The 19,594-nt window shown below is 43.0% G+C and carries 14 protein-coding genes and 1 tRNA gene; 11 read left to right on the top strand and 4 right to left on the bottom strand.

The window, feature by feature from the left end; all coding sequences use genetic code 11:
* Positions 1 to 37 precede the first annotated feature (37 nt).
* Positions 38 to 4,669: a translocation/assembly module TamB domain-containing protein gene (locus FPL27_RS16165; RefSeq protein WP_235893481.1), complete on the bottom strand. Its 4,632-nt coding sequence runs from the start codon at positions 4,667 to 4,669 to the stop codon at positions 38 to 40.
* 8 nt (positions 4,670 to 4,677) lie between these two features.
* On the opposite strand from FPL27_RS16165, the gene tsaD reads away from it, so the two are divergent.
* The 5 genes from tsaD to FPL27_RS16140 all read left to right on the top strand — a co-directional run bounded on the left by tsaD (position 4,678) and on the right by FPL27_RS16140 (position 8,442).
* Complete coding sequence (gene tsaD / locus FPL27_RS16160) at positions 4,678 to 5,688, top strand: tRNA (adenosine(37)-N6)-threonylcarbamoyltransferase complex transferase subunit TsaD (RefSeq protein ID WP_143962277.1); 1,011 nt, start codon at positions 4,678 to 4,680, stop codon at positions 5,686 to 5,688.
* 3 nt (positions 5,689 to 5,691) lie between these two features.
* Entirely contained in the window at positions 5,692 to 6,156 is a 465-nt protein-coding gene (gene smpB, locus FPL27_RS16155) for an SsrA-binding protein SmpB (protein WP_143962276.1), read from the top strand.
* Positions 6,122 to 6,931 carry a C40 family peptidase gene (locus FPL27_RS16150; RefSeq protein WP_143962275.1) on the top strand — a complete coding sequence of 270 codons (810 nt, stop codon included), beginning with the start codon at positions 6,122 to 6,124 and terminating at the stop codon, positions 6,929 to 6,931. The genes smpB and FPL27_RS16150 overlap by 35 nt, the downstream gene beginning before the upstream one ends.
* 6 nt (positions 6,932 to 6,937) lie before the next feature.
* Positions 6,938 to 7,447, top strand: a complete 510-nt coding sequence (locus tag FPL27_RS16145) for an HNH endonuclease (protein WP_143962274.1) — start codon at positions 6,938 to 6,940, stop codon at positions 7,445 to 7,447.
* 80 nt (positions 7,448 to 7,527) lie between these two features.
* The gene (locus FPL27_RS16140) at positions 7,528 to 8,442 is read left to right on the top strand and encodes an SMP-30/gluconolactonase/LRE family protein (protein WP_143962273.1); all 915 of its coding nucleotides are present in this window, start codon (positions 7,528 to 7,530) and stop codon (positions 8,440 to 8,442) included.
* 109 nt (positions 8,443 to 8,551) lie between these two features.
* On the opposite strand, the gene FPL27_RS16135 is transcribed toward FPL27_RS16140, so the two are convergent.
* The gene (locus FPL27_RS16135; RefSeq protein ID WP_143962272.1) at positions 8,552 to 8,998 is read right to left on the bottom strand and encodes a PH domain-containing protein; all 447 of its coding nucleotides are present in this window, start codon (positions 8,996 to 8,998) and stop codon (positions 8,552 to 8,554) included.
* A gap of 331 nt (positions 8,999 to 9,329) precedes the next feature.
* Between FPL27_RS16135 and rpsA the strand changes: the two genes are divergently transcribed.
* Positions 9,330 to 11,099 (top strand): 30S ribosomal protein S1, encoded by a 1,770-nt coding sequence (rpsA, locus tag FPL27_RS16130; RefSeq protein ID WP_143962271.1) that lies wholly within the window; start codon positions 9,330 to 9,332, stop codon positions 11,097 to 11,099.
* A gap of 219 nt (positions 11,100 to 11,318) precedes the next feature.
* On the opposite strand, the gene FPL27_RS16125 is transcribed toward rpsA, so the two are convergent.
* Positions 11,319 to 12,074: a DUF2490 domain-containing protein gene (locus FPL27_RS16125; RefSeq protein WP_143962270.1), complete on the bottom strand. Its 756-nt coding sequence runs from the start codon at positions 12,072 to 12,074 to the stop codon at positions 11,319 to 11,321.
* 97 nt (positions 12,075 to 12,171) lie between these two features.
* A tRNA-Cys gene (locus tag FPL27_RS16120) sits at positions 12,172 to 12,245 on the bottom strand.
* 373 nt (positions 12,246 to 12,618) lie between these two features.
* Between FPL27_RS16120 and FPL27_RS16115 the strand changes: the two genes are divergently transcribed.
* The 5 genes from FPL27_RS16115 to FPL27_RS16095 all read left to right on the top strand — a co-directional run bounded on the left by FPL27_RS16115 (position 12,619) and on the right by FPL27_RS16095 (position 19,589).
* Complete coding sequence (locus FPL27_RS16115; RefSeq protein WP_143962269.1) at positions 12,619 to 13,875, top strand: c-type cytochrome; 1,257 nt, start codon at positions 12,619 to 12,621, stop codon at positions 13,873 to 13,875.
* Positions 13,876 to 13,968: 93 nt separating this feature from the next.
* Entirely contained in the window at positions 13,969 to 17,034 is a 3,066-nt protein-coding gene (locus FPL27_RS16110; protein WP_143962268.1) for a TAT-variant-translocated molybdopterin oxidoreductase, read from the top strand.
* A gap of 19 nt (positions 17,035 to 17,053) precedes the next feature.
* Positions 17,054 to 18,418: an NrfD/PsrC family molybdoenzyme membrane anchor subunit gene (nrfD, locus tag FPL27_RS16105; protein WP_143962267.1), complete on the top strand. Its 1,365-nt coding sequence runs from the start codon at positions 17,054 to 17,056 to the stop codon at positions 18,416 to 18,418.
* A gap of 1 nt (position 18,419) precedes the next feature.
* A complete protein-coding gene (locus tag FPL27_RS16100; protein ID WP_143962266.1) occupies positions 18,420 to 18,950 on the top strand; it encodes a DUF3341 domain-containing protein in 531 nt (176 codons plus the stop codon).
* A 15-nt stretch (positions 18,951 to 18,965) separates the two neighbouring features.
* Entirely contained in the window at positions 18,966 to 19,589 is a 624-nt protein-coding gene (locus FPL27_RS16095) for a c-type cytochrome (RefSeq protein ID WP_143962265.1), read from the top strand.
* Positions 19,590 to 19,594: the final 5 nt, after the last annotated feature.

The following is a 19,594-nucleotide window of genomic DNA, read 5'->3' as shown; positions in this document are numbered from 1 at the left end:
TGAGACTATTCGTGAAAAAGTCTAGATCAATTTCTCTTTATTGGGACTTAGGCAATTCCTCTTCCTCCGGCTTTAAATCCAATGGTCTGTCGATTATCTTGATTGGGGCCTGATTTTCTTCTTCATCAGGAATTAGAAGACTCTCTTCCATATCATATCTAAGGAAATCATCTATATCATTAATCAGCAACCTCTGTCTACGCTTTTTTCCAATATTTTCTAGAAGTTCCTGAAACGAGCTGAAGGAAAGCGTTTGGGAAACCGAAACGCCATAAGTGATGACATTTGCAGAAAGATTCAGAGAAGTGAAGGCATTATTGAAGTTGTTACGGTTGTAAACCCGCAATCGGTAGCGCCCATCCTCAGTAAGGAGGTATTCAGCCTGCCAATCCCCAGCGATGGTATTTAAATCAGTATTCCCCTGCATATCCGTGAAACCGCCATCCCGCATCACCCGTAAGCGCCCGTCGAGAAAAGTATAGGCCACCCTCAATTGGAATGATTCTAAAGCTGTTTGGTCTAAGGAGGCAAGGTCAAAGTCAATTTCTAGATTTTGGTCTACTTGTGCCACTAAGGCATTGAGCTGGGAGGAGATAAGCTGGCTGAGGTTACTAAAGCCAATCCCCGCGCCACTAAACTGGCCCTCCGGCGAAAACCTCCTCAGCATGATGAGAGAAAAGACTTGCCGATTTTTCTCCTGCTCATCATTAGAGATTCGGTTTCTAAAGGCAGAAATATATGTTTGTATTTCTCCTTCAGGAAAACCGCTAAAATCAAAATCGAAATTGATATCCGGAGCAAGTAATGGGCCTTGTAAGCCCATCATGACTTTTACTGGATAACGCCTTCTAAGCTGGGAATCCATCATATCACTAGTGCCTGCTGTCTGGTTTGGCTGCAGACTTAAGAGAGAAACATTTTCCTCATAGATGGCCTTGATGTTGAGAATACCCTCATACGGATCCCCAAACCATGAAATCCTTCCCCCAGGTTGAATTGTGAATTCCTTGTTGATGATGTTATAAAGGGAGAAATTATAGCGGGCATCTACGATTTCATAAATACCGCTCATAGTGAAATTCCCTTGAGTATCAATTCCCAGATTCAGATTACCCCGTCCCCTTCCTTGAATAGATTCACCTGTTCGAGGGTCAATGATGATTTCGGCAAAGGCATCGGGTGTGATGTCCAGGTTGAAATTCATCCGAACGTTTTGTAGGGCAAGTTTCTCCACTTCATCCACAGAGGCTCGTAGTTGGGTGGTGTCTCTTACATTGATGATATTAATGAAATCTTCCTTAAACTGCCCATCCGAGGAGCCGATTGGGATATATATCCTGGTATTTGGCTGGCTGGTTGCCTGGGCATTGATGTCCAGGTTGTTTGCCGCTCCGAATATTTCGAGCTTACCCGAGGCATATGCGGTTCCGTAGAACAGGTCATTGTCGCGGATGGTGGTGTTAAGTACCTGGAAATTATTGAGGTCTGAGCTTATATCTAGGATAAAGTTACTGAATCCGTCATGGCTGATCCCCCCGCGCATATTTGCTTTATTGCCTCTGACGTCGGTAAGCTCCAGACCTCGAAAACTGATTTCACTTGGGGAGAAATTTACCCTCCCATCTACCGTGTAAGTTGTGTTTAGGTAATTAATGCGAAGGTTACCAGAGGTAAGCCTGCCTGAGCCGGTGATTTCAGGATTATACATCCTGCCGCGAATATCGAGTTCACCGGTAAGCGTACCTCCGAGATTTGTGATATAGTCTGAAAGGAAAGGTTCTGCTATGGACAAGTTTGCTTCTTCAAATTTGGCAACTAGGTCAAGTTGATCCTCTTTTGTGCCAAGAAAGCCCTCTACGGCTATGATTTTCTTACCAAGCCTATTATTGGTAAGGTCAAGGTGGATCCTGTCGTTATCATTATCAAAATAAGTGGTGGCCTCCAGATTGCCAATCAGAAAATTGTTGATGTGAAAATCGTCCACGGTAAGGTTACCCATGACCACGGGATTTTCAAGGATGTTGGATATAGCGAATAGACCGTTGGCAGTTCCTTCAAACTCTTTGATATCCCATGTGTTGAGCAAGCTCATATCCACTTGATGCATTTCCATACTGAGCACCTCTTCCGGGTCTTTGGAAATTTTGCCGTTGAGAGCAAGGAATTGCCCATTTTCCACAAGTTTGAGGTTGATGATCTCCAGACTTCTCAGAGTATATACCAGCTGGTTGTCCGACTCTATTTCCCAAAATCTATCCAAAACCTTAAATTCAGAGGGTTGAAACACCATGTGTATTTCTTCTGGACCTACCTCAATATTACTTTTGATTCTCGCATAACTATCAGTTTCTACCTGGGAGAAGTTTATACTTAAGTCAATCGCTGATTGGTCCCAAAGTGCTTCAAGGGAAAAATCATTGAAATTGATACCGGACGATAGTTGCTGTTGTTTGCTATTAATATAGAAAGAAGCTAATACATCTGGATCTCCCCGAAGTTTGGATGTATTGAAATCAATATTATTATCAAGGAAATAATGGCCGTTGAAATATACGGTGTCGATATCCGTAAACAAGTTTAGTATGGTGTTTTCCGGAGTTTGATAAAAGGCTCCCTCAATGATGGTATTATCTGATATTGAAAGTGAAGGGTCCAATAAATTGATTACAGGATTAGGGTCAATCAGATTAATGTTTATATCAAAATTATAGGAACCTTTTAGGTCATTTTCAGTCAAGGCTGGTGCTGTCTCCGGCTGGCTGGTAATCAGGGCAAAATATTCCCGTCCCAACGTAGTCAGGTCATTTCCCAATTCCTTCAGCTTATAATTGCCGGTGATTCCAGCTACCAACAGGTCGGAATTAAGTGCAATCACCCGGCCTTCTGGGGTGAAAAGGGATTGAAAGATAAATTGGTCCACATGCAGGTCTCTCCCTTCATAACTGAACAGCATGTCTTCAAACCTGGCAGCCCCTTCGATATCATCGATTTCTACACCCTTGGTGTCCAAATCGAACTTACCGCTGATGAAAATATCCTCTTCAATTAGGTTCAAATTATTGAGGAAAGCAGTGTCAATCTTTGCTTCCAGACGTATGCTGTCTTTTTGAGCTCTAAGGTCCATTTTTCCGGCAAGCTGCATTTTTAGGTTTGGGTCCCGGATATTGAGCTTTCCGCTGAAAAGGTCCTTTCCATAAGTGGCATTTGTGCGGATGTTGGCATAATTATATTTATTAATGCCGATGGTTTTGATGTCCGCATCAAGAGAAAGAATGGCTGTTTCTGCGGTTAGACCTGTGCCTTTAAGTTGGCCCTTCATGGTCACTCTTTGAAAGAGTTCCGGTTGGTCAAGGATAAGTCCGATGTTCAAGTTCTGCAGCTCTACAGACCCGCTGTATGTTGGTACATTTCGCGCTCGCCTGTAATTAAGCCTTCCAATCATGTTGCCTATACCGGTTCTGAAGCTTCCACTTGCCGTGAAATTCTCAAAATACCCTGTGAAATCCCCATCAAAGCGAATATCCCGAAATTTATTGACCTGCCTGCGTGCCTCCTCGGAAAGGTAAGGTGCCAAATCTGCACTCGTCAGGGTTGAATTCATCAAAGAAAGTCTGAAAAAGGTTTCTTCCACATTAGGAAGTCCCTCAATGTCAAATTTCCCAAACATGGCACTTCTGGCGCCAAACCTTATCAAAAGCTGTTCGGAGGATAAGTCGCTTATTTTCCCAACAATTTCCCCACTGAGATAGACCTTGTCATCAAAATCAGGGATTTGCTCTGCGAAATATTTTAGGTCCTTAATATCCAAAACTGCCTCACTCAGTCTTGCTTTGATATTGACCGCATTGTTAAAATCGCTTAGGTCCCTGACCTCATCGTAGGAAAACTCGAGGTAGTTTTTGACAATAGTCTCATTGCTGCGTAAATACAGATTGTCGAATACCATGCCCGTATTGGAATACAGAAAGTCGGTTCGCAGCTGCTGGACTTCAAGCCCGGAGGTAGACTCCAATCCTCTCAGGCTTTCTACCGAGACTGCAATGGTGTCAGATTTGGCATAGAAATCCTCACCTTTGGCCACCAAGTTTCTAAACCTTAATTTCCCATAATCAAACCCCGTCTCAAACACTGGCAGGGTATAATCTAAGATATCCAGTGAAGTGTTTTTCAGTGAAAGTTCGGTTATTGAGAATTTCACCGGTCTTTTTTCCTGCCTGGAAACTGTTGGGCTGAGCAAGGCATTTATTCTAGCCACAAAGACCGTGATATTGATGTCATTCTCATCGGGGTGGGTGAGGAGTCGCACCTGACCTTGGTTGAGTTGTACTTCGTCTATAGATGGGTTGTCGCTGTTAAGTAATCCTTGAAGGGAGAAATCGATGTAGACCTCTTCGAGATTGGCCATAAGACTATCGTTGTGGTCATATACAACCACATCTGAAAGGCTGACGGCATCCCACCATCGGATGTTTACTTTGGAAATGCTGGTTTTGAAGCCTGTATTATCTGTGATGTAAGTGGTGAGGACTTTTGTCAGGCGGGTTTGTACCGATGGGACCTGCAGAAGCGCAGCCACCAAGGCCAGCAATAGAACAAGAAATAAAGTTACCCGCAAGAGCACCATGAGTGCTTTCGCTAAAATTTGCGTAACTTTCGGGTTCTTTTCCAATGAATGAGATGAAAATTAATATTCTGGCTATCGAGTCTTCCTGTGATGAAACGTCGGCATCGGTGATTTCTGATGGCAAAATACTTAATAATATTGTGGCCACGCAATCTGTACACGAAAAATATGGTGGTGTAGTGCCTGAGTTGGCTTCACGAGCACACCAGCAACACCTCGTGCCAGTGATACATGAGGCCATTGAAACATCAGGAATCGACAAAAATGAGCTTTCTGCTGTGGCATTCACCAGAGGTCCTGGGTTGATGGGGTCCCTGATGGTTGGAGTGTCATTTGCCAAAGCTTTTGCTTACTCTTTAAGCATTCCACTGATTGAAGTAAATCATATGGAGGCACATATTTTGGCCCATTTCATAGATGATCCAAAACCCAAGTTTCCCTTCATCTGTTTGACGGTTAGCGGTGGACACACCCAGTTAGTGTTAGTGAAGGACTACTTGCAAATGGAAGTGATCGGTGAAACGCTGGATGATGCGGTAGGGGAGGCCTTTGACAAGACTGCCAAACTTATGGGCTTGCCTTATCCAGGTGGGCCACTCATAGACAAATACGCGAAAGAGGGAAACCCAAAAGCGTTTCCATTTCCTGTTTCGGATATGCCAGAACTGAATTATTCCTTCAGCGGGATAAAAACGGCGGTTCTTTATTTCCTCAGGGACAAAATCAAAGAAAACCCTCAGTTTATCGAAGAAAACCTTGCCGATATTTCTGCATCGGTTCAATTCACTCTAATCAAGATGCTAACTCAGAAACTGAAAAAGGCTGCCAAACTACACCGAGTGAAGGATATTGCCATAGCAGGTGGAGTGAGTGCCAACTCCGGACTGAGGGAGGAACTAAACAGATTGGCAGCGGATTTGAATTGGAACGTTTATATTCCTAAGTTCGAGTACTGTACCGACAATGCTGCTATGATCGCCATGGCAGCCCATTATAAATTTTTAAGCAATTCTTTTTGCGGCCTGGACACCAGTCCTTTGGCCAAAATGAAAATCGGAAACTAACCTATGGCGAAAACCAGTAAATTCCAGAAAAAAGTCAACATCAAAAACAAAAAGGCCAGTTTTGAATTTGAATTCATAGATAAATATGTGGCCGGCTTGGTTTTAAAAGGAACTGAGATCAAATCCCTGCGAGAAGGAAAGGCCTCTCTTACAGAGGCATTCTGCTTTTTCCGCAACGGAGAGCTTTTTATCCGACAGATGCACATTGCCCCCTATTCCTTTGCAGCATCCTATAATCATGACCCGGTGAGGGAACGGAAATTATTGCTCAATAAGAAAGAATTAGACAAGCTGGAAAGCAAGTTTCAGGAAAAAGGGCTGACTATTATACCAGTGCGTCTATTTGTCAATGAAAAAGGATTGGCCAAACTAGAAATTGCTCTAGGTAGAGGCAAGAAAATACACGATAAACGTCAAGATATTAAAAACAAAGATGCAAAAAGAGACCTCGACAGAATGGCCTATTGACTTGGGGTACGGCGTTTGCCGGCTTTCCGTGGCGACTGTTTATCAGGAAGCACGTCCAGGTGCTGGGCTGATTACCCAATTACTTTTTGGGGAAACATACCGTGTGCTTGAAATTGATCCCCGCAAAAGATACCTTCGGATCGAGTGTAATCAGAATAAGATTCAAGGCTGGCTTTTGGCTACCCAGCATCAATCAATAGAGCCAGAGGAATTTGAGGCCTTTAACGAGTCCGATTATCAGTTGACCACTTCTCCTGTCTCTCATATTACGTTTAAAAATCAAAAGATCTATATTTTGCCAGGCAGCCATCTTCATGTCGCCCAAAATGAGCTTTTTGACCTTAGCCAATCTCTGCAATTCAGTGGAAGTTCCAGACCTAGGTTTCAAAAGGCGGATAGAGAGGAGTTGATGGAGATTGCCAAGATGTTTGTGAATGTACCTTATTTATCCGGTGGAAGGAGTTTTTTTGGCTTAGGTGCAGGTAGTTTTATTCAGCTTGTTTATAAGATAGCTGGATATAAGGTGCCAAAATTTTTGAGCCAACTGATGGTTTTCGGCAAAAGAATCGAACCCAGTGAAGCACAGCCAGGGGACTTGTTGATATTTTACAATGAGATGCAGCTACCTGAGCATATGGGCTTATATATCGGAGGAGAACGTATTATTCATATGAGAGGGAAGGTTCGGATTGAGCAGATAAGCTTTATGCCTAAATCTGGTCAAAAAAACATTTCCGGCTTTCCTAACGTTCAAGAAGTCAGATTATTAATTTGAAGCGTCATGGAAAAGAAAGTGCTAGTGTTAAATTTGGACCATACCCCAGTGGCAATCGTCACAGTCCAAAAGGCAATAGTGCTTACGATTCTTGATAAAGCTTCCCCTTTAGCCACTTATTCCTACCTATCTATCCGCACGGTTGACCGTGAGTTTGTGTATCCAGCTGTGATTCGGCTTAGAGAATATAAAAATGTTCCTTACCGAGGAGTGATGCTTAGCCGTCACAATCTTTTTCGCCGGGACCGAAATGAATGCCAATATTGCGGTTCATCTAAGCACCTTACGATAGATCACGTAGTCCCTAGATCTAAAGGAGGGAAGACCGAATGGAAAAACCTGGTCACCGCTTGTCACCGCTGTAACACCCAAAAGGGAGACAGGACGGTGGAGCAAGTTGGGTTTCGCCTACAGCAACCACCTTGCCGCCCAACCCTCAAAAGATTTCTGGCAGAGTACGCCGAAAAGAATGCGGAAGAGTGGATGCCCTTTTTGGGAGTGAAAGAAATGGGCTAAGTAGTATTTTTTATTATCTTCGAGCCTCATTGTGGCAGGCACAAGTTTGTCTGTTCGATTCACATTATTTATTTAAGAGTATGAAAAAGACATTAAGCCTTATCTGTTTGCTGTCCATTGCATTTGTTTTTAAAGGGCAGGCGCAAATTGAAGGCAAGAAATCTTTAGCTTCAAAAGGAGCCAAACTTGAAAAAGTAGGTGAAGGCTTTGCTTTTACTGAAGGACCGGCCGTTAACCGCGAGGGCCATGTTTATTTTACCGACCAACCAAATAACAAGATTCACAAATGGGCTTTTAACACTGGTGAGATCACTGTGTTTATGGAAGATGCCGGCCGTTCTAATGGGTTGTTTTATGACAATCGCAGAGATGTGATGATCGCATGTGCCGATATGGAAAACCAACTTTGGTCAATCACTCCGAAAGGTGAGAAGAAAGTGCTTATTGAAAGCTTTAGAGGTAAAAGGTTGAACGGGCCAAACGATGTGTGGGTGGCGCCAAATGGGGGCATTTATATGACAGACCCACATTATAAAAGAGATTATTGGAAAAGAGACCCGGAGATGCAGCAAGATGGAGAACATCTCTACTATCTTGCCCCTGACCATGTGCAGTTTATCCGAGTGGATGAGAACTTAGTTAAACCTAACGGGATTATAGGCTCGCAGGATGGAAAGCAGTTATACGTGGCCGATATCGGAGACGATAAGACTTATGTATATGATGTTGAGGAGGATGGTTATTTGATCAATCGTCGACTGTTTACCGAAAAAGGCTCTGACGGTATGACCTTGGATAACCGGGGAAACCTTTACCTTACCGGTAAGGAAGGTGTTACTATTATAAACCGAAAAGGTGAAGAAGTAGGTCTAATTCCGATTGATGAGGAGTTGACAACCAATGTAGTATTCGGAGGACCGGAGCGAAGAACTCTTTTCATCACCGCAATGGGTTCTGTCTATACCTTAGAGATGAGAGTGAGAGGGACGCATTGAGAGAATGCAACAATTGACAAGTTAAACGTAAAAGGAGGTGGGAGCCTCCTTTTTTTTTGTTGAGTATTGTCCAATGCTTTTATTTCCAGTTATAAAATATTTCTTATCTCTATTTCCTTATATCAGTATTTTCCATTTCCACTGAAACCTCAATTTCAGGATTAACTCCCACCAAAGCCTCTATGAATTCCTGCTCTTTTTTGGGACAGATGAAAATCTCATCAAATTTATTGTATTGAAGTGAGAGTCCGTGGGAAGCAATGCCGGCATTTTGTTGGCCTTGTCTCATAATTCTACTTTTCTTAATCTCGCAGATGGAGTTAATCCGGATTTTCCCTTTGTTGTAGCCAAAGCGGTAGTGTAGGTATTCATCGTCAATTTTATAGTAGTTGTCAAAATACAACCAAAGAGGCAATCCTATATTTACCCAACTGATTATTAGGTAGGGTTTTGCTATTAACTCCTCAAAATGCCATATCATCGCCGCAAGTAAAATTAGAGGCAGGGCAATCCAGGTTATTGCAAGCCAGTTGTTTCGGTTCGTTTTGAATTCCATGATTTAGATAACGTTTGTCACGTGGTTGGTGAAAAAAGCCTCGACTGAAGATTAAGTTAATAAAGTTTATCAGGATCATCGGTTTTTAAGAAAACTTTTTAAAATAAAAAGAAGCAGGTATTTCGTAAAATGCTCATAATTAGCAAGCTGACAAGGCTTCCAAGTGTAAGTAGACAGGATAATTTCTTCGGATATCTTTGACTCGTTCCTGTTATTATTTGTACCTTTGCAATCCGTTCGAGTGAATGGGCCCAGGTATCTGGGTAAAAACAAACTAAAAACCTCAGCCTGAGGACTCTAGGGCTGTTGAAAGTCAGAGTCATTAAATAATATGTCTAATAAAGAAGATTTTAACTGGGAAAAGTTTGAGACCAAAGGTTTTGGCGAAGGCTACACTAAGGCTGAGAGAGCCGAAATGGAGAAGCTTTATGACAACACCTTGAATGAGATCACTGAGAAGGAAGTAATCAAAGGTACTGTAGTAGGTATCAATGATAAGGATGTGATCATCAACATTGGTTTCAAATCAGACGGATTGGTGCCTAGAACCGAATTCAGAGATCTACCGGATCTTACAATCGGTGATGAGGTTGAACTTTTCATTGAAGAGCAAGAAAACTCTCTTGGCCAATTGGTTCTTTCTAGAAAGAAAGCCAAAATGGTACGTGCTTGGCAGGATATCGAAGATGCATTGGAGTTTGACAATGTGATCGAAGGTCTTGTGAAGAGAAGAACTAAAGGTGGTCTTATCGTGGATATCTACGGTGTGGAAGCCTTCTTGCCAGGTTCTCAGATTGACGTGAAGCCTATCAGAGACTTTGATGTCTATGTAGGGAAGAAAATGGAAGTGAAAGTGGTTAAAATCAACCACGCTAACGATAACGTAGTAGTTTCTCATAAAGTCTTGATCGAGAAAGATCTTGAGAAGCAAAAAGCTGAAATCCTTAACAACCTTGAGAAAGGTCAAGTATTGGAAGGTGTGATTAAGAACATGACCAACTTCGGTGTATTCATCGACCTTGGTGGTGTGGATGGTCTACTTCACATTACAGACATCTCTTGGGGCAGAATCAATCATCCGGAAGAAGTACTTAATCTTGACGACAAAGTTCAGATTGTGGTTCTTGACTTTGATGATGATAAGAAGAGAATTTCTTTGGGTATGAAGCAACTTACTGCTCATCCATGGGATTCACTTTCTGCTGAGCTTGAAATCGGTTCTAAGGTTAAAGGTAAGATCGTTAACGTTGCTGACTATGGTGCATTCCTTGAGTTGGCTCCAGGCGTTGAAGGTTTGATCCACGTTTCTGAAATGAGCTGGTCACAGCACTTGAGAAACCCTGCTGACTTCGTTAAAGTTGGTGACGAGATCGACGCAGTAGTATTGACTTTGGACAAAGACGACAGAAAAATGTCTCTTGGTATCAAACAACTTACTGAAGATCCTTGGACTAAAGGCGACATGTCTGCTAAGTATGCAGTGGGTACTAAGCACAAAGGTGTGGTAAGAAACTTGACTAACTTCGGTCTATTCCTTGAGCTAGAGGAAGGTATCGACGGTTTGGTTCACGTATCTGACCTTTCATGGACTAAGAAAATCAAGCATCCATCTGAGTACGTTAAAGTAGGAGATGAGCTTGAAGTTGTAGTTCTTGAACTTGACGTTGACAACAGAAGATTGGCCCTAGGTCATAAGCAGTTGGAAGAAAACCCATGGGATACTTTCGAGAACGTGTTCCCAGTAGGTTCTGTTCACAAGTGTACTGTCAACTCTAAGAATGACAAAGGTGCAGTCCTTGAGCTTCCTTACGGACTTGAAGGTTTTGCTACCATCAAAAACTTGGAAAAAGAAGACGGATCTCAAGTAGAAGTTGGTGACTCTGAAGATTTCAAAGTAACTGAATTCTCTAAAGATGACAAGAGAATTGTTCTTTCTCACACTGCTACCTTCAAGGAAGCTGCTGTCGAAGCTCCAAAAGCTAAGAAAGCCGCTGCACCTAAGAAGAAAGCATCTGAGCAGCCGCAAGAAAAGTCTACCCTTGGTGACTTGGACGCATTGACTGCTTTGAAAGAGAAAATGGACGGTGGAGACAAGAAGTAATTCTTGATCCCATTCTAAATATGAAGCCTCCCTTGCAAAAGGGAGGCTTTTTTAATACTTCATCATTCATCATTCAGCGTCCATCATTCATTATATTCCCTTCATTTTCAATTTCCCTTCCCCAAAACTTGCCCAACCTATCAAATGCACATCTAGGTCTGGCTTTCCCTTAGATTCTTCATGGATAGGTGAATGATAATCCCTAAGTCCCGGCCTCTCTCAAAGCTTATGTCTTACAGTAAACCTCAGCGTACTATAGCTGTATTGGAAGTCATAGGTATGCTCTTTCTCCAAATGCCTCAGATAGCCAAGTTCTAGCCTTAGATTATCTGTTAAATAATACCGGAGACCTCCGTAATATCTAAAAGTATCGAATATATCATCTTCGTCAGTTCTCACCATGATGGCCGCAAAACCCTGGGCATGTAGATGCCCCTTTTTTCTGCCTTTGTCGATAATGTCAAAATCGGTAGTGAACTCATACCTGTACCTCATATTAAAGGAATAAGTAGATTCCAGTTCCTCTTCCACTTCCTCGGGTGATACGAAAGTCCTTGTGGTGTCACCTCTAAATCGCTGTTCAATCCTAAGCCGATGGTTGAAGTTCCATCTTCCAGCCTCATGGGTGTAATTCGTTTCCTGATGTGGTCGGATTTCTGGTTCTACAAGAGGGGTCCAGAGGCTGTGCATCTGCGAGTAAGCCATGCCTATACCAAAATTCCATGCGTCCGATTGAAGGTAATAGAGTGTGCCGCGGGTGATAAATTGATATTGCCTTGAAGGGCTGAAAAACCTCCTGTTTTCAGCTTCCACATCTAGTTGCAGCTTATCAGAAAGCTCCCACTCTATATAATATCGGATCCAGTAGAGTCCTCCTTGCTCCAGTTCATTGGTTTCCCTAAGCTCTTCTTGGCCGAAGGAGAATAGAGGTATGAACAAAAAAAAGAAGAGGCTTGCCCTAGTCACTGCCTTCATAAATGAAAAATTTAAACAAATTAGGCTCAAAAATCAGTCCAATCAATCAGGGTAGAATAGGAATAAAAAAAGCAGCATAAGATCTATGCTGCCTGTTTGGAGGTCGCGAGCGGATTCGAACCGCTGTACAAGGTTTTGCAGACCTCTGCCTAGCCACTCGGCCACGCGACCATTTCGTAATTGGAATGCAAATGTAAAGATATTCTCTGTTTGTGCAAAGTTTAGCTCAGAAATTTATGCAACATAATGCCAGATTTGAGTTCGGAATATTTGATGTGATTATTAGGAAAAATAAAAATTTTCACTCGTATAAGAATGGTGTTTTGCCATTTTTAAAAATAAAGTTATTTATAAGGGTTCTAAATAAGTGTGGTCAAATGTAAACAACTGTTAAGTTACTTATTATCAACTGATTAAATAACGATATGGCTTAAAGTGGGTTGCTATGGCCTGAATTTATACAAGTTTGAAAATAAGAAGTTCGATAGTACATTTGTGGGGATTATTGAAAACCGTGAAATAAACTGATTAAAGAGTAATAAATATGTCAATCAAACGCTCATTATTAAGTGTTCCGTTAAGATTAAGTAATCTGGCGTTGGTATTTTTCCTTTTTGTGGGGGTACAAGCGTTCGCTGCTGATCCAAGTGTGCCGGACAGTGACGAGGCTATTACAGCGGGTAGATCCTTGTTTAATGCGAACTGTAAAGCCTGTCACAGGCTTGATTCGAAAAGTGTAGGTCCGGCCCTAAGAGGTGTGACTGAAAGAAGAGACTTGGAATGGACCAAGCAGTTTATCCTTAACTCTCAGGCACTGATCCAAGCGGGTGATCAGACTGCTGTTGCGTTGTTCAAAGAGTACAACAACACGGTGATGCCTGCTCATAACTTCTTGAGCGACGATGACTTAATGAACCTTTTGGCATATGTTGAGTACGGCGATACTGCTGATACCAGCGCTGCTGCAGGTGCAGAGGGTGTCGACGGCGAAGTTGCCACAGGTGGAGTGCCAAGCGAATACCTAACTATCATCCTTGGTGTATTGGTATTGGTGTTGTTGCTTATCTTGGTTGTTTTAGGCCTTATCGTATCTGTTCTTTCCAAATACTTGGAAAAGCAACCACTAGAAGAGGATGACAGAGAGTTTATTTCACAAAAGACTGATTGGAAAGGTGTATTCAAGAGTGACGCATTCATTTTAATCTTTACTACTTTAATTTTGGCCTTTGTGGTTAAGACCGCCTTGGACGGATTATATAGTGTGGGTGTTCAGCAAGGATATGCGCCTAAGCAGCCTATCGCTTACTCGCACGAACTTCATGCTGGCCAGTATGAAATTCCATGTCAGTACTGTCACACCGGCGTAGAGATAGGAAGATCTGCCAATATTCCTTCAGCTAATATCTGTATGAACTGTCACACGCACATCCAAAATGTGGATGGGCAGGATGGCATGTCTCCAGAGATTGCAAAAATCTATGCAGCTATCGAAAATGATCAGCCTATCGAATGGGTAAGGGTTCACAACCTTCCGGATCTGGCTTATTTTGATCACTCCCAGCACGTAAAAGTTGGTGGCATTGAGTGTCAAACTTGTCATGGCCCGATTGAAGAGATGGAAGTTGTTTCGCAGCACAGCTCTTTGACTATGGGATGGTGTATCGACTGTCACAGACAGACCGAGATCGTCACTGCCGGCAATGAGTACTATGACAAGTTGGTTCAATTGCATTCAGACACAAAAGAGTCCTTAAGAGTGAAGGATATCGGAGGGTTGGAATGTGCTAAGTGTCACTATTAATTTAATCTTTAAGAACAGACATCTTTTCTTTGCAAGAGTCTGATCAGCAATCAGATCGGGCTTTGGGAAAAATGAAAAGTAGATAATATTCTCATGAAAGAAAATAATAAAACATACTGGAACGGATTCGAGCAATTGACCAACGATCCTGAGTTTGTAAAAAAAGCGGAAAGAGAATTCCCAGAGGAGCTTCCAACAAACGGAGCTTCTGAAGGCGGCTCTTCCAGAAGAGATTTCCTTAAAGTGATGGGATTCAGCTTGGCGGCAGCTTCTTTGGCAGCTTGTGAGGCTCCTGTCAGAAAAGCAATCCCTTATGTAAACAAGCCGGTGGACATCAACCCATCTGTGCCTAATTACTATGCATCTACTTTTGCTTCTGGTGGTGACTACGCTTCAATAGTTGTAAAAACTAGAGAAGGTAGACCGATCAAAATCGAAGGCAATAAGCTTTCTGCCATCACTCAAGGTGGGGTAAGTGCCGTCGTGGAAGCTTCAGTCCTTTCATTATATGACAAGCAACGTTTGACCGGTCCAATGGTGGACGGACAACAGTCTGACTGGCCAACAGTTGACTCTGAGGTGGTTTTTCGTTTGAGAAATGCCGGAAACGTTCGCGTTGTGACCAATACTTTGATTTCTCCTTCCACTGAGAGCGCCTTGCAGGAATTTGCAGGTTCATTCGGTGCTGAAGTGGTTACATACGATCCGGTTTCTAACTATGGTATCATCAAGGCAGGCGGTGCTTTGCCAAGCTATAGATTTGACAAAGCTGATGTGATTGTCAGCTTCGGAGCGGATTTCTTGGGTACCTGGATTTCCCCTATCGAATTTGCCAAGCAATACAGCAAAGGCAGAAAGATCTCCAAGGAAAACCCTAACATGTCGCGTCACTTCCACTTTGAGTCTAACATGTCTCTTACTGGCGCTAACGCTGACTACAGAACACCAATCAAGGCTTCCCAAAATGGGCTAGCTGTGTTGGCGTTATACAACCTTTTGGCAAGAAGAGGCGGAGCTGCTGCGGTGAATGCTGCCGCTGTAGAGATTCCTCATCTTGAGAAAGCTGCCGAAGAACTTTGGGCAAACAGAGGCCGCTCTATCGTGGTAGCTGGATCAAATGATCCAAATGTTCAGGTGGTAATCAATGCAATCAACGATCTTTTAGGTAACAGTGGCGAAACTGTTGATTTCTCTAAGCCTGCATATTTCAGAAAAGGCAATGATGAGCAAATGAACCAGTTTGTGACTGATCTTAATGCTGGGAGAGTAGGAGGAGTTGTCTTCTTCAACTGTAACCCAGTATACGATCACGCAAGAGGAGCTGAAATCGCTGAAGGAATCGAAAAGGCCGGAGTTTCCATCTCTACCAACGAAACGTTGAACGAGACTGCTTCTTTGGTGCAGATTGTAGCTCCAGATCATCACTACTTGGAGTCTTGGAATGACTTCAATCCTAAGGCTGGCGAGTATAGCTTGTCACAGCCTACCATCACTCCGCTATTCAATACTAGACAGGCACAGGAGTCTTTCCTTGCTTGGTCTGGAAACAATACATCATATTACGATTACCTTCAGACTAGCTGGTCAAATGGTCTTTTCTCAGGTCAAAATGAGATCGGCAATTTCCAGGAGTTCTGGGACAGAGCTTTGTACAACGGTGTGTTCACTTCGGAAAACGCAGGTTCTGCATCAGTAAGCGGAACTGGCAATGTAAGTGGTGCCGCTTCTGAAATCGGAAGAACTTATTCTGCTGACAACGCAAATGTTGAATTAGTAATCTACCAAAAAGTAGGTATCGGGAACGGTTATCACTCCAACAACCCTTGGTTGCAGGAAATGCCTGATCCGATCACCAAAGTGACTTGGGACAACTACCTGACTGTTTCCCAAAACTGGGCTGCCGAAAACAACTTTAAGATGAGCGAAGGCAACACCAAAATGGGTCGCATCACGGTTGGTAACAAGACCTATACCCTTCCCGTAGTGGTTCAGCCAGGTCAAGCAGTTGGAACTGTAGGTTTGGCTGTTGGATATGGTAGAACCAAAGCTGGAAGAGTAGCTGACGGAATTGGTATTAATGCCTATGAATTGGTTGACTTATCTAGAGGATACAACAACTTTGAAATCACCGAGGGTGTAACTCTTGAACTTGTAAATGACAACTATAAGTTGCCTCAAACTCAGACAGCCAACACCTATATGGGCCGTCAATTTGTAGTGCAGGAAGCAACTTTAGGAGAATATAGAGAAGACGCTTCAGCTGGTAGATACAAGCCACAGGTATATGCTGAGGGTGAATTTGTGAAGCCTTCCAAGATTTCTTTATGGAAAGGTCACAAATACAGCCAACACCACTGGGGTCTTGCCATCGATATGAACTCTTGTATCGGTTGTGGTGCCTGTACGGTTGCCTGTCAGGTAGAGAACAATGTGGCTGTTGTAGGTAAGCAAGAGGTGTTGAACAGAAGAGAAATGGCTTGGATCCGGATCGACCGTTACTACAGCTCTGAGGCTGGAGCGGATTCCTACCAAGATCTTGAGCGTGCTGCTGCCAACCCTGAGGTTGTATTCCAGCCGATGATGTGTCAGCATTGTAACAATGCTCCATGTGAGACAGTATGTCCTGTGGTGGCAACAACGCACTCTTCAGAAGGTCTTAACCAAATGACTTATAACAGATGTATTGGTACTAGATATTGTGCTAACAACTGTCCATATAAAGTGAGAAGGTTTAACTGGTTCAAATACCATGACAACAAGGACTTTGCAGCTGTGAACGTAGCGCAAAACTCTGACCTTGGTAAGATGGTACTTAACCCAGACGTGACGGTAAGATCTAGAGGTGTAATGGAGAAATGTACTATGTGTGTGCAAAGAATCCAGGCCGGTAAACTTTCTGCCAAGCGTGAAAACAGAAAAATCGAAGACGGAGAGATCAACGTGGCATGTGCCGTGGCTTGTCCTACAGATGCGCTAGTATTTGGAGACATGAACGATCCGAATAGCAAGGTGTCTCAAGTACTCAAGATAGAAGAATCTATCGAAGCGGTAAAAGAGGTAAACGAAGAGAGAGCCTACCACGTGTTGGAGGAAATCAACGTGAGCCCTAACGTATGGTACTTCACCAAGATCAGAAATAAGGACAAAAACGAAGCGTAAATAAATAATTTTATAAGATATGCAGGTTACTTCATCCGTGCGAGAACCGTTAGTTACGGGCGGTAAAACTTACAAAGACGTCACCAGTGACGTGTCCCGCCAAGTGGAAGGCAAGCCGACCGTTGGCTGGCTACTTGGAATGGCCGTTTCACTTGGAGCACTTTTATTAGGAAGCATTGCACTGGTAGCGACCCTTTGGGAAGGTATCGGTATGTGGGGGTTAAATAAAACCGTAGGCTGGGCCTGGGATATCACCAACTTCGTATGGTGGGTAGGTATCGGTCACGCTGGTACATTGATTTCAGCGGTATTGCTGCTTTTCAGGCAGAAATGGAGAACCTCCATTAACCGAGCAGCAGAAGCGATGACCATTTTCGCAGTAATCTGTGCGGCCATGTTCCCGGTTATACACATGGGTAGACCTTGGTTGGGTGCTTATTGGGCTCTTCCCTTACCCAACACATTTGGTTCTCTTTGGGTGAACTTTAACTCACCGCTACTTTGGGATGTGTTTGCGATTTCTACTTACTTCTCTGTATCCTTAGTATTCTGGTACATCGGTTTGATCCCAGATTTTGCCACTATTAGAGATAGAGCTACAGGCATTAGAAAGACAATCTACGGAGCCTTGAGCTTTGGATGGGATGGCGCTGCAAAGACTTGGATGAGATACGAAGCAGTATCTTTGATCCTTGCCGGTCTAGCTACTCCACTCGTACTTTCTGTACACACTATTGTATCTTTTGACTTTGCAACCTCTGTAATACCAGGATGGCATACCACGATTTTCCCTCCATACTTTGTGGCAGGTGCGATCTTCTCCGGTTTCGCCATGGTTTTGACCTTGATGATTATCACCAGAAAGGTGTTCAAGCTTGAAGATTACATCACCATCGTTCACATTGAATTGATGAACATTGTAATTATCATCACAGGTTCTATCGTAGGTATAGCTTATATCACTGAGTTCTTCATCGCTTGGTACTCAGGAGTAGAAGCTGAGCAGTACGCTTTCGTCAACCGTATGTTTGGACCTTACTGGTGGGCATATTGGTCAATGATGACTTGTAACGTGATCTCCCCACAACTATTCTGGTTCAAGAAAATCAGGACTTCAATTGTAGCTACTTTCATTCTTTCAATTGTAGTGAACATCGGGATGTGGTTTGAGCGATTTGTAATTATTGTGACTTCTCTACACAGAGATTTCCTTCCTTCTTCATGGGTGATGTTTTATCCTACGCTTTCTGATGTTGGGGTTTACTTGTTCACCTTTGGATTGTTCTTCACTTGTTTCCTTTTGTTTGCCAAATTCTTCCCGGTAATCAACATGGCAGAGGTGAAATCTGTATTAAAGTCTTCATCTGAAAAAGTAAAAAGATAAAATGGAAAGAGATAAGAATTTTGTCCTCGGTATTTATGATGATGAGGATGTGTTGTTGAACGCAGTAACCCAGATTAGACAGAGTGGTGTGAAAATCCACGAGGTTTTCTCTCCTTACCCGGTACACGGATTGGAGCACAACCTTGGTTACAGAAGAAGTAGATTGCCTATTGCCGCTTTTCTTTTCGGATTATTGGGTACTACCTTGGCTTTGACCATGCAGTTTTACATGATGAAATTTGACTGGCCAATGATCATCGGTGGTAAGGACCACGCATCCTTCCCTGCCTTTATTCCGGTTACTTTCGAATTGACCGTACTACTTGCGGCTTTCGGTATGGTAGGAGTGTTCATGGTGAGCAGCAATCTTAAACCATGGGGCCAACCTAGGATATTTGATATCAGAAGCACCGATGATAAGCATGTCATGGCTATCGACCTGGTAAACAATTCCCACCTTGAGCGTGAAAGAATCGTGGAAGTATTGAAAGCTTCTGGTGCTACAGAGGTGAATAACAAAAGTTTTGAATAGGTAATCCTTGTAGATATGAAATTTACTAAATCAATATATTTATTAGCTGTAATGGGGGTATCCTACGGGTTGGCCTCATGTAGTGCCTCAGGTGACAATCCAGGGACTGAATATGCCCCTCAGATGTATCACTCGGTAGCCTATGAGCCATTGACTCAGATCAGGGATACTGATCAGGGCAACTGGTTGTCAAACAGAGAAGATGAAATAGGGGAATTCCACAACAGTAACCCTAATAACCCACACGGAATGAACATGAGGGAGCCAGCTCCTAATACCGTTCCGAGAAACAAAGACGGATTTTTGCCATACAGATTAGGTGTCGACGATATCGAGGCATCCAATGAAATCACCAATCCTCTTGAACCAACTGATCAAGTGATCGCTGAAGGTAGACAGCTTTACACCCAGTATTGCTCTACTTGTCATGGACCGGGTGGTGAAGGTGACGGGCTTGCCGGCGAAGTGGTCGGTGGTGTTGCCAACCTAAAAGGTGGTGCATACCTGGAGCTGTCTGAAGGACATATTTTCCATGTGATTACTCATGGTAAAGGAAGAATGCTTCCTCACGGTTCTCAGATTTCTATCGACAGAAGATGGAAGATTGTTCACTATGTTAAACAAGAAATTCAGAACTAATAATA

It is taken from the genome of Litoribacter populi, assembly GCF_007483685.1.
In the GTDB taxonomy this organism is placed as follows: domain Bacteria; phylum Bacteroidota; class Bacteroidia; order Cytophagales; family Cyclobacteriaceae; genus Litoribacter; species Litoribacter populi.
Note: the sequence above shows the minus strand (reverse complement) of the source record. Positions and strands in the feature narration are given on the sequence as shown.

What these genes read in the sequence shown, in the direction of transcription:
- tsaD (WP_143962277.1), top strand. Translation starts at nt 4,678, where the DNA reads ATGAAAATTAATATTCTGGCTATCGAGTCTTCCTGTGATGAAACGTCG.
- smpB (WP_143962276.1), top strand. Translation starts at nt 5,692, where the DNA reads ATGGCGAAAACCAGTAAATTCCAGAAAAAAGTCAACATCAAAAACAAA.
- FPL27_RS16150 (WP_143962275.1), top strand. Translation starts at nt 6,122, where the DNA reads ATGCAAAAAGAGACCTCGACAGAATGGCCTATTGACTTGGGGTACGGC.
- FPL27_RS16145 (WP_143962274.1), top strand. Translation starts at nt 6,938, where the DNA reads ATGGAAAAGAAAGTGCTAGTGTTAAATTTGGACCATACCCCAGTGGCA.
- FPL27_RS16140 (WP_143962273.1), top strand. Translation starts at nt 7,528, where the DNA reads ATGAAAAAGACATTAAGCCTTATCTGTTTGCTGTCCATTGCATTTGTT.
- FPL27_RS16135 (WP_143962272.1), bottom strand. Translation starts at nt 8,998, where the DNA reads ATGGAATTCAAAACGAACCGAAACAACTGGCTTGCAATAACCTGGATT.
- rpsA (WP_143962271.1), top strand. Translation starts at nt 9,330, where the DNA reads ATGTCTAATAAAGAAGATTTTAACTGGGAAAAGTTTGAGACCAAAGGT.
- FPL27_RS16125 (WP_143962270.1), bottom strand. Translation starts at nt 12,074, where the DNA reads ATGAAGGCAGTGACTAGGGCAAGCCTCTTCTTTTTTTTGTTCATACCT.
- FPL27_RS16115 (WP_143962269.1), top strand. Translation starts at nt 12,619, where the DNA reads ATGTCAATCAAACGCTCATTATTAAGTGTTCCGTTAAGATTAAGTAAT.
- FPL27_RS16110 (WP_143962268.1), top strand. Translation starts at nt 13,969, where the DNA reads ATGAAAGAAAATAATAAAACATACTGGAACGGATTCGAGCAATTGACC.
- nrfD (WP_143962267.1), top strand. Translation starts at nt 17,054, where the DNA reads ATGCAGGTTACTTCATCCGTGCGAGAACCGTTAGTTACGGGCGGTAAA.
- FPL27_RS16100 (WP_143962266.1), top strand. Translation starts at nt 18,420, where the DNA reads ATGGAAAGAGATAAGAATTTTGTCCTCGGTATTTATGATGATGAGGAT.
- FPL27_RS16095 (WP_143962265.1), top strand. Translation starts at nt 18,966, where the DNA reads ATGAAATTTACTAAATCAATATATTTATTAGCTGTAATGGGGGTATCC.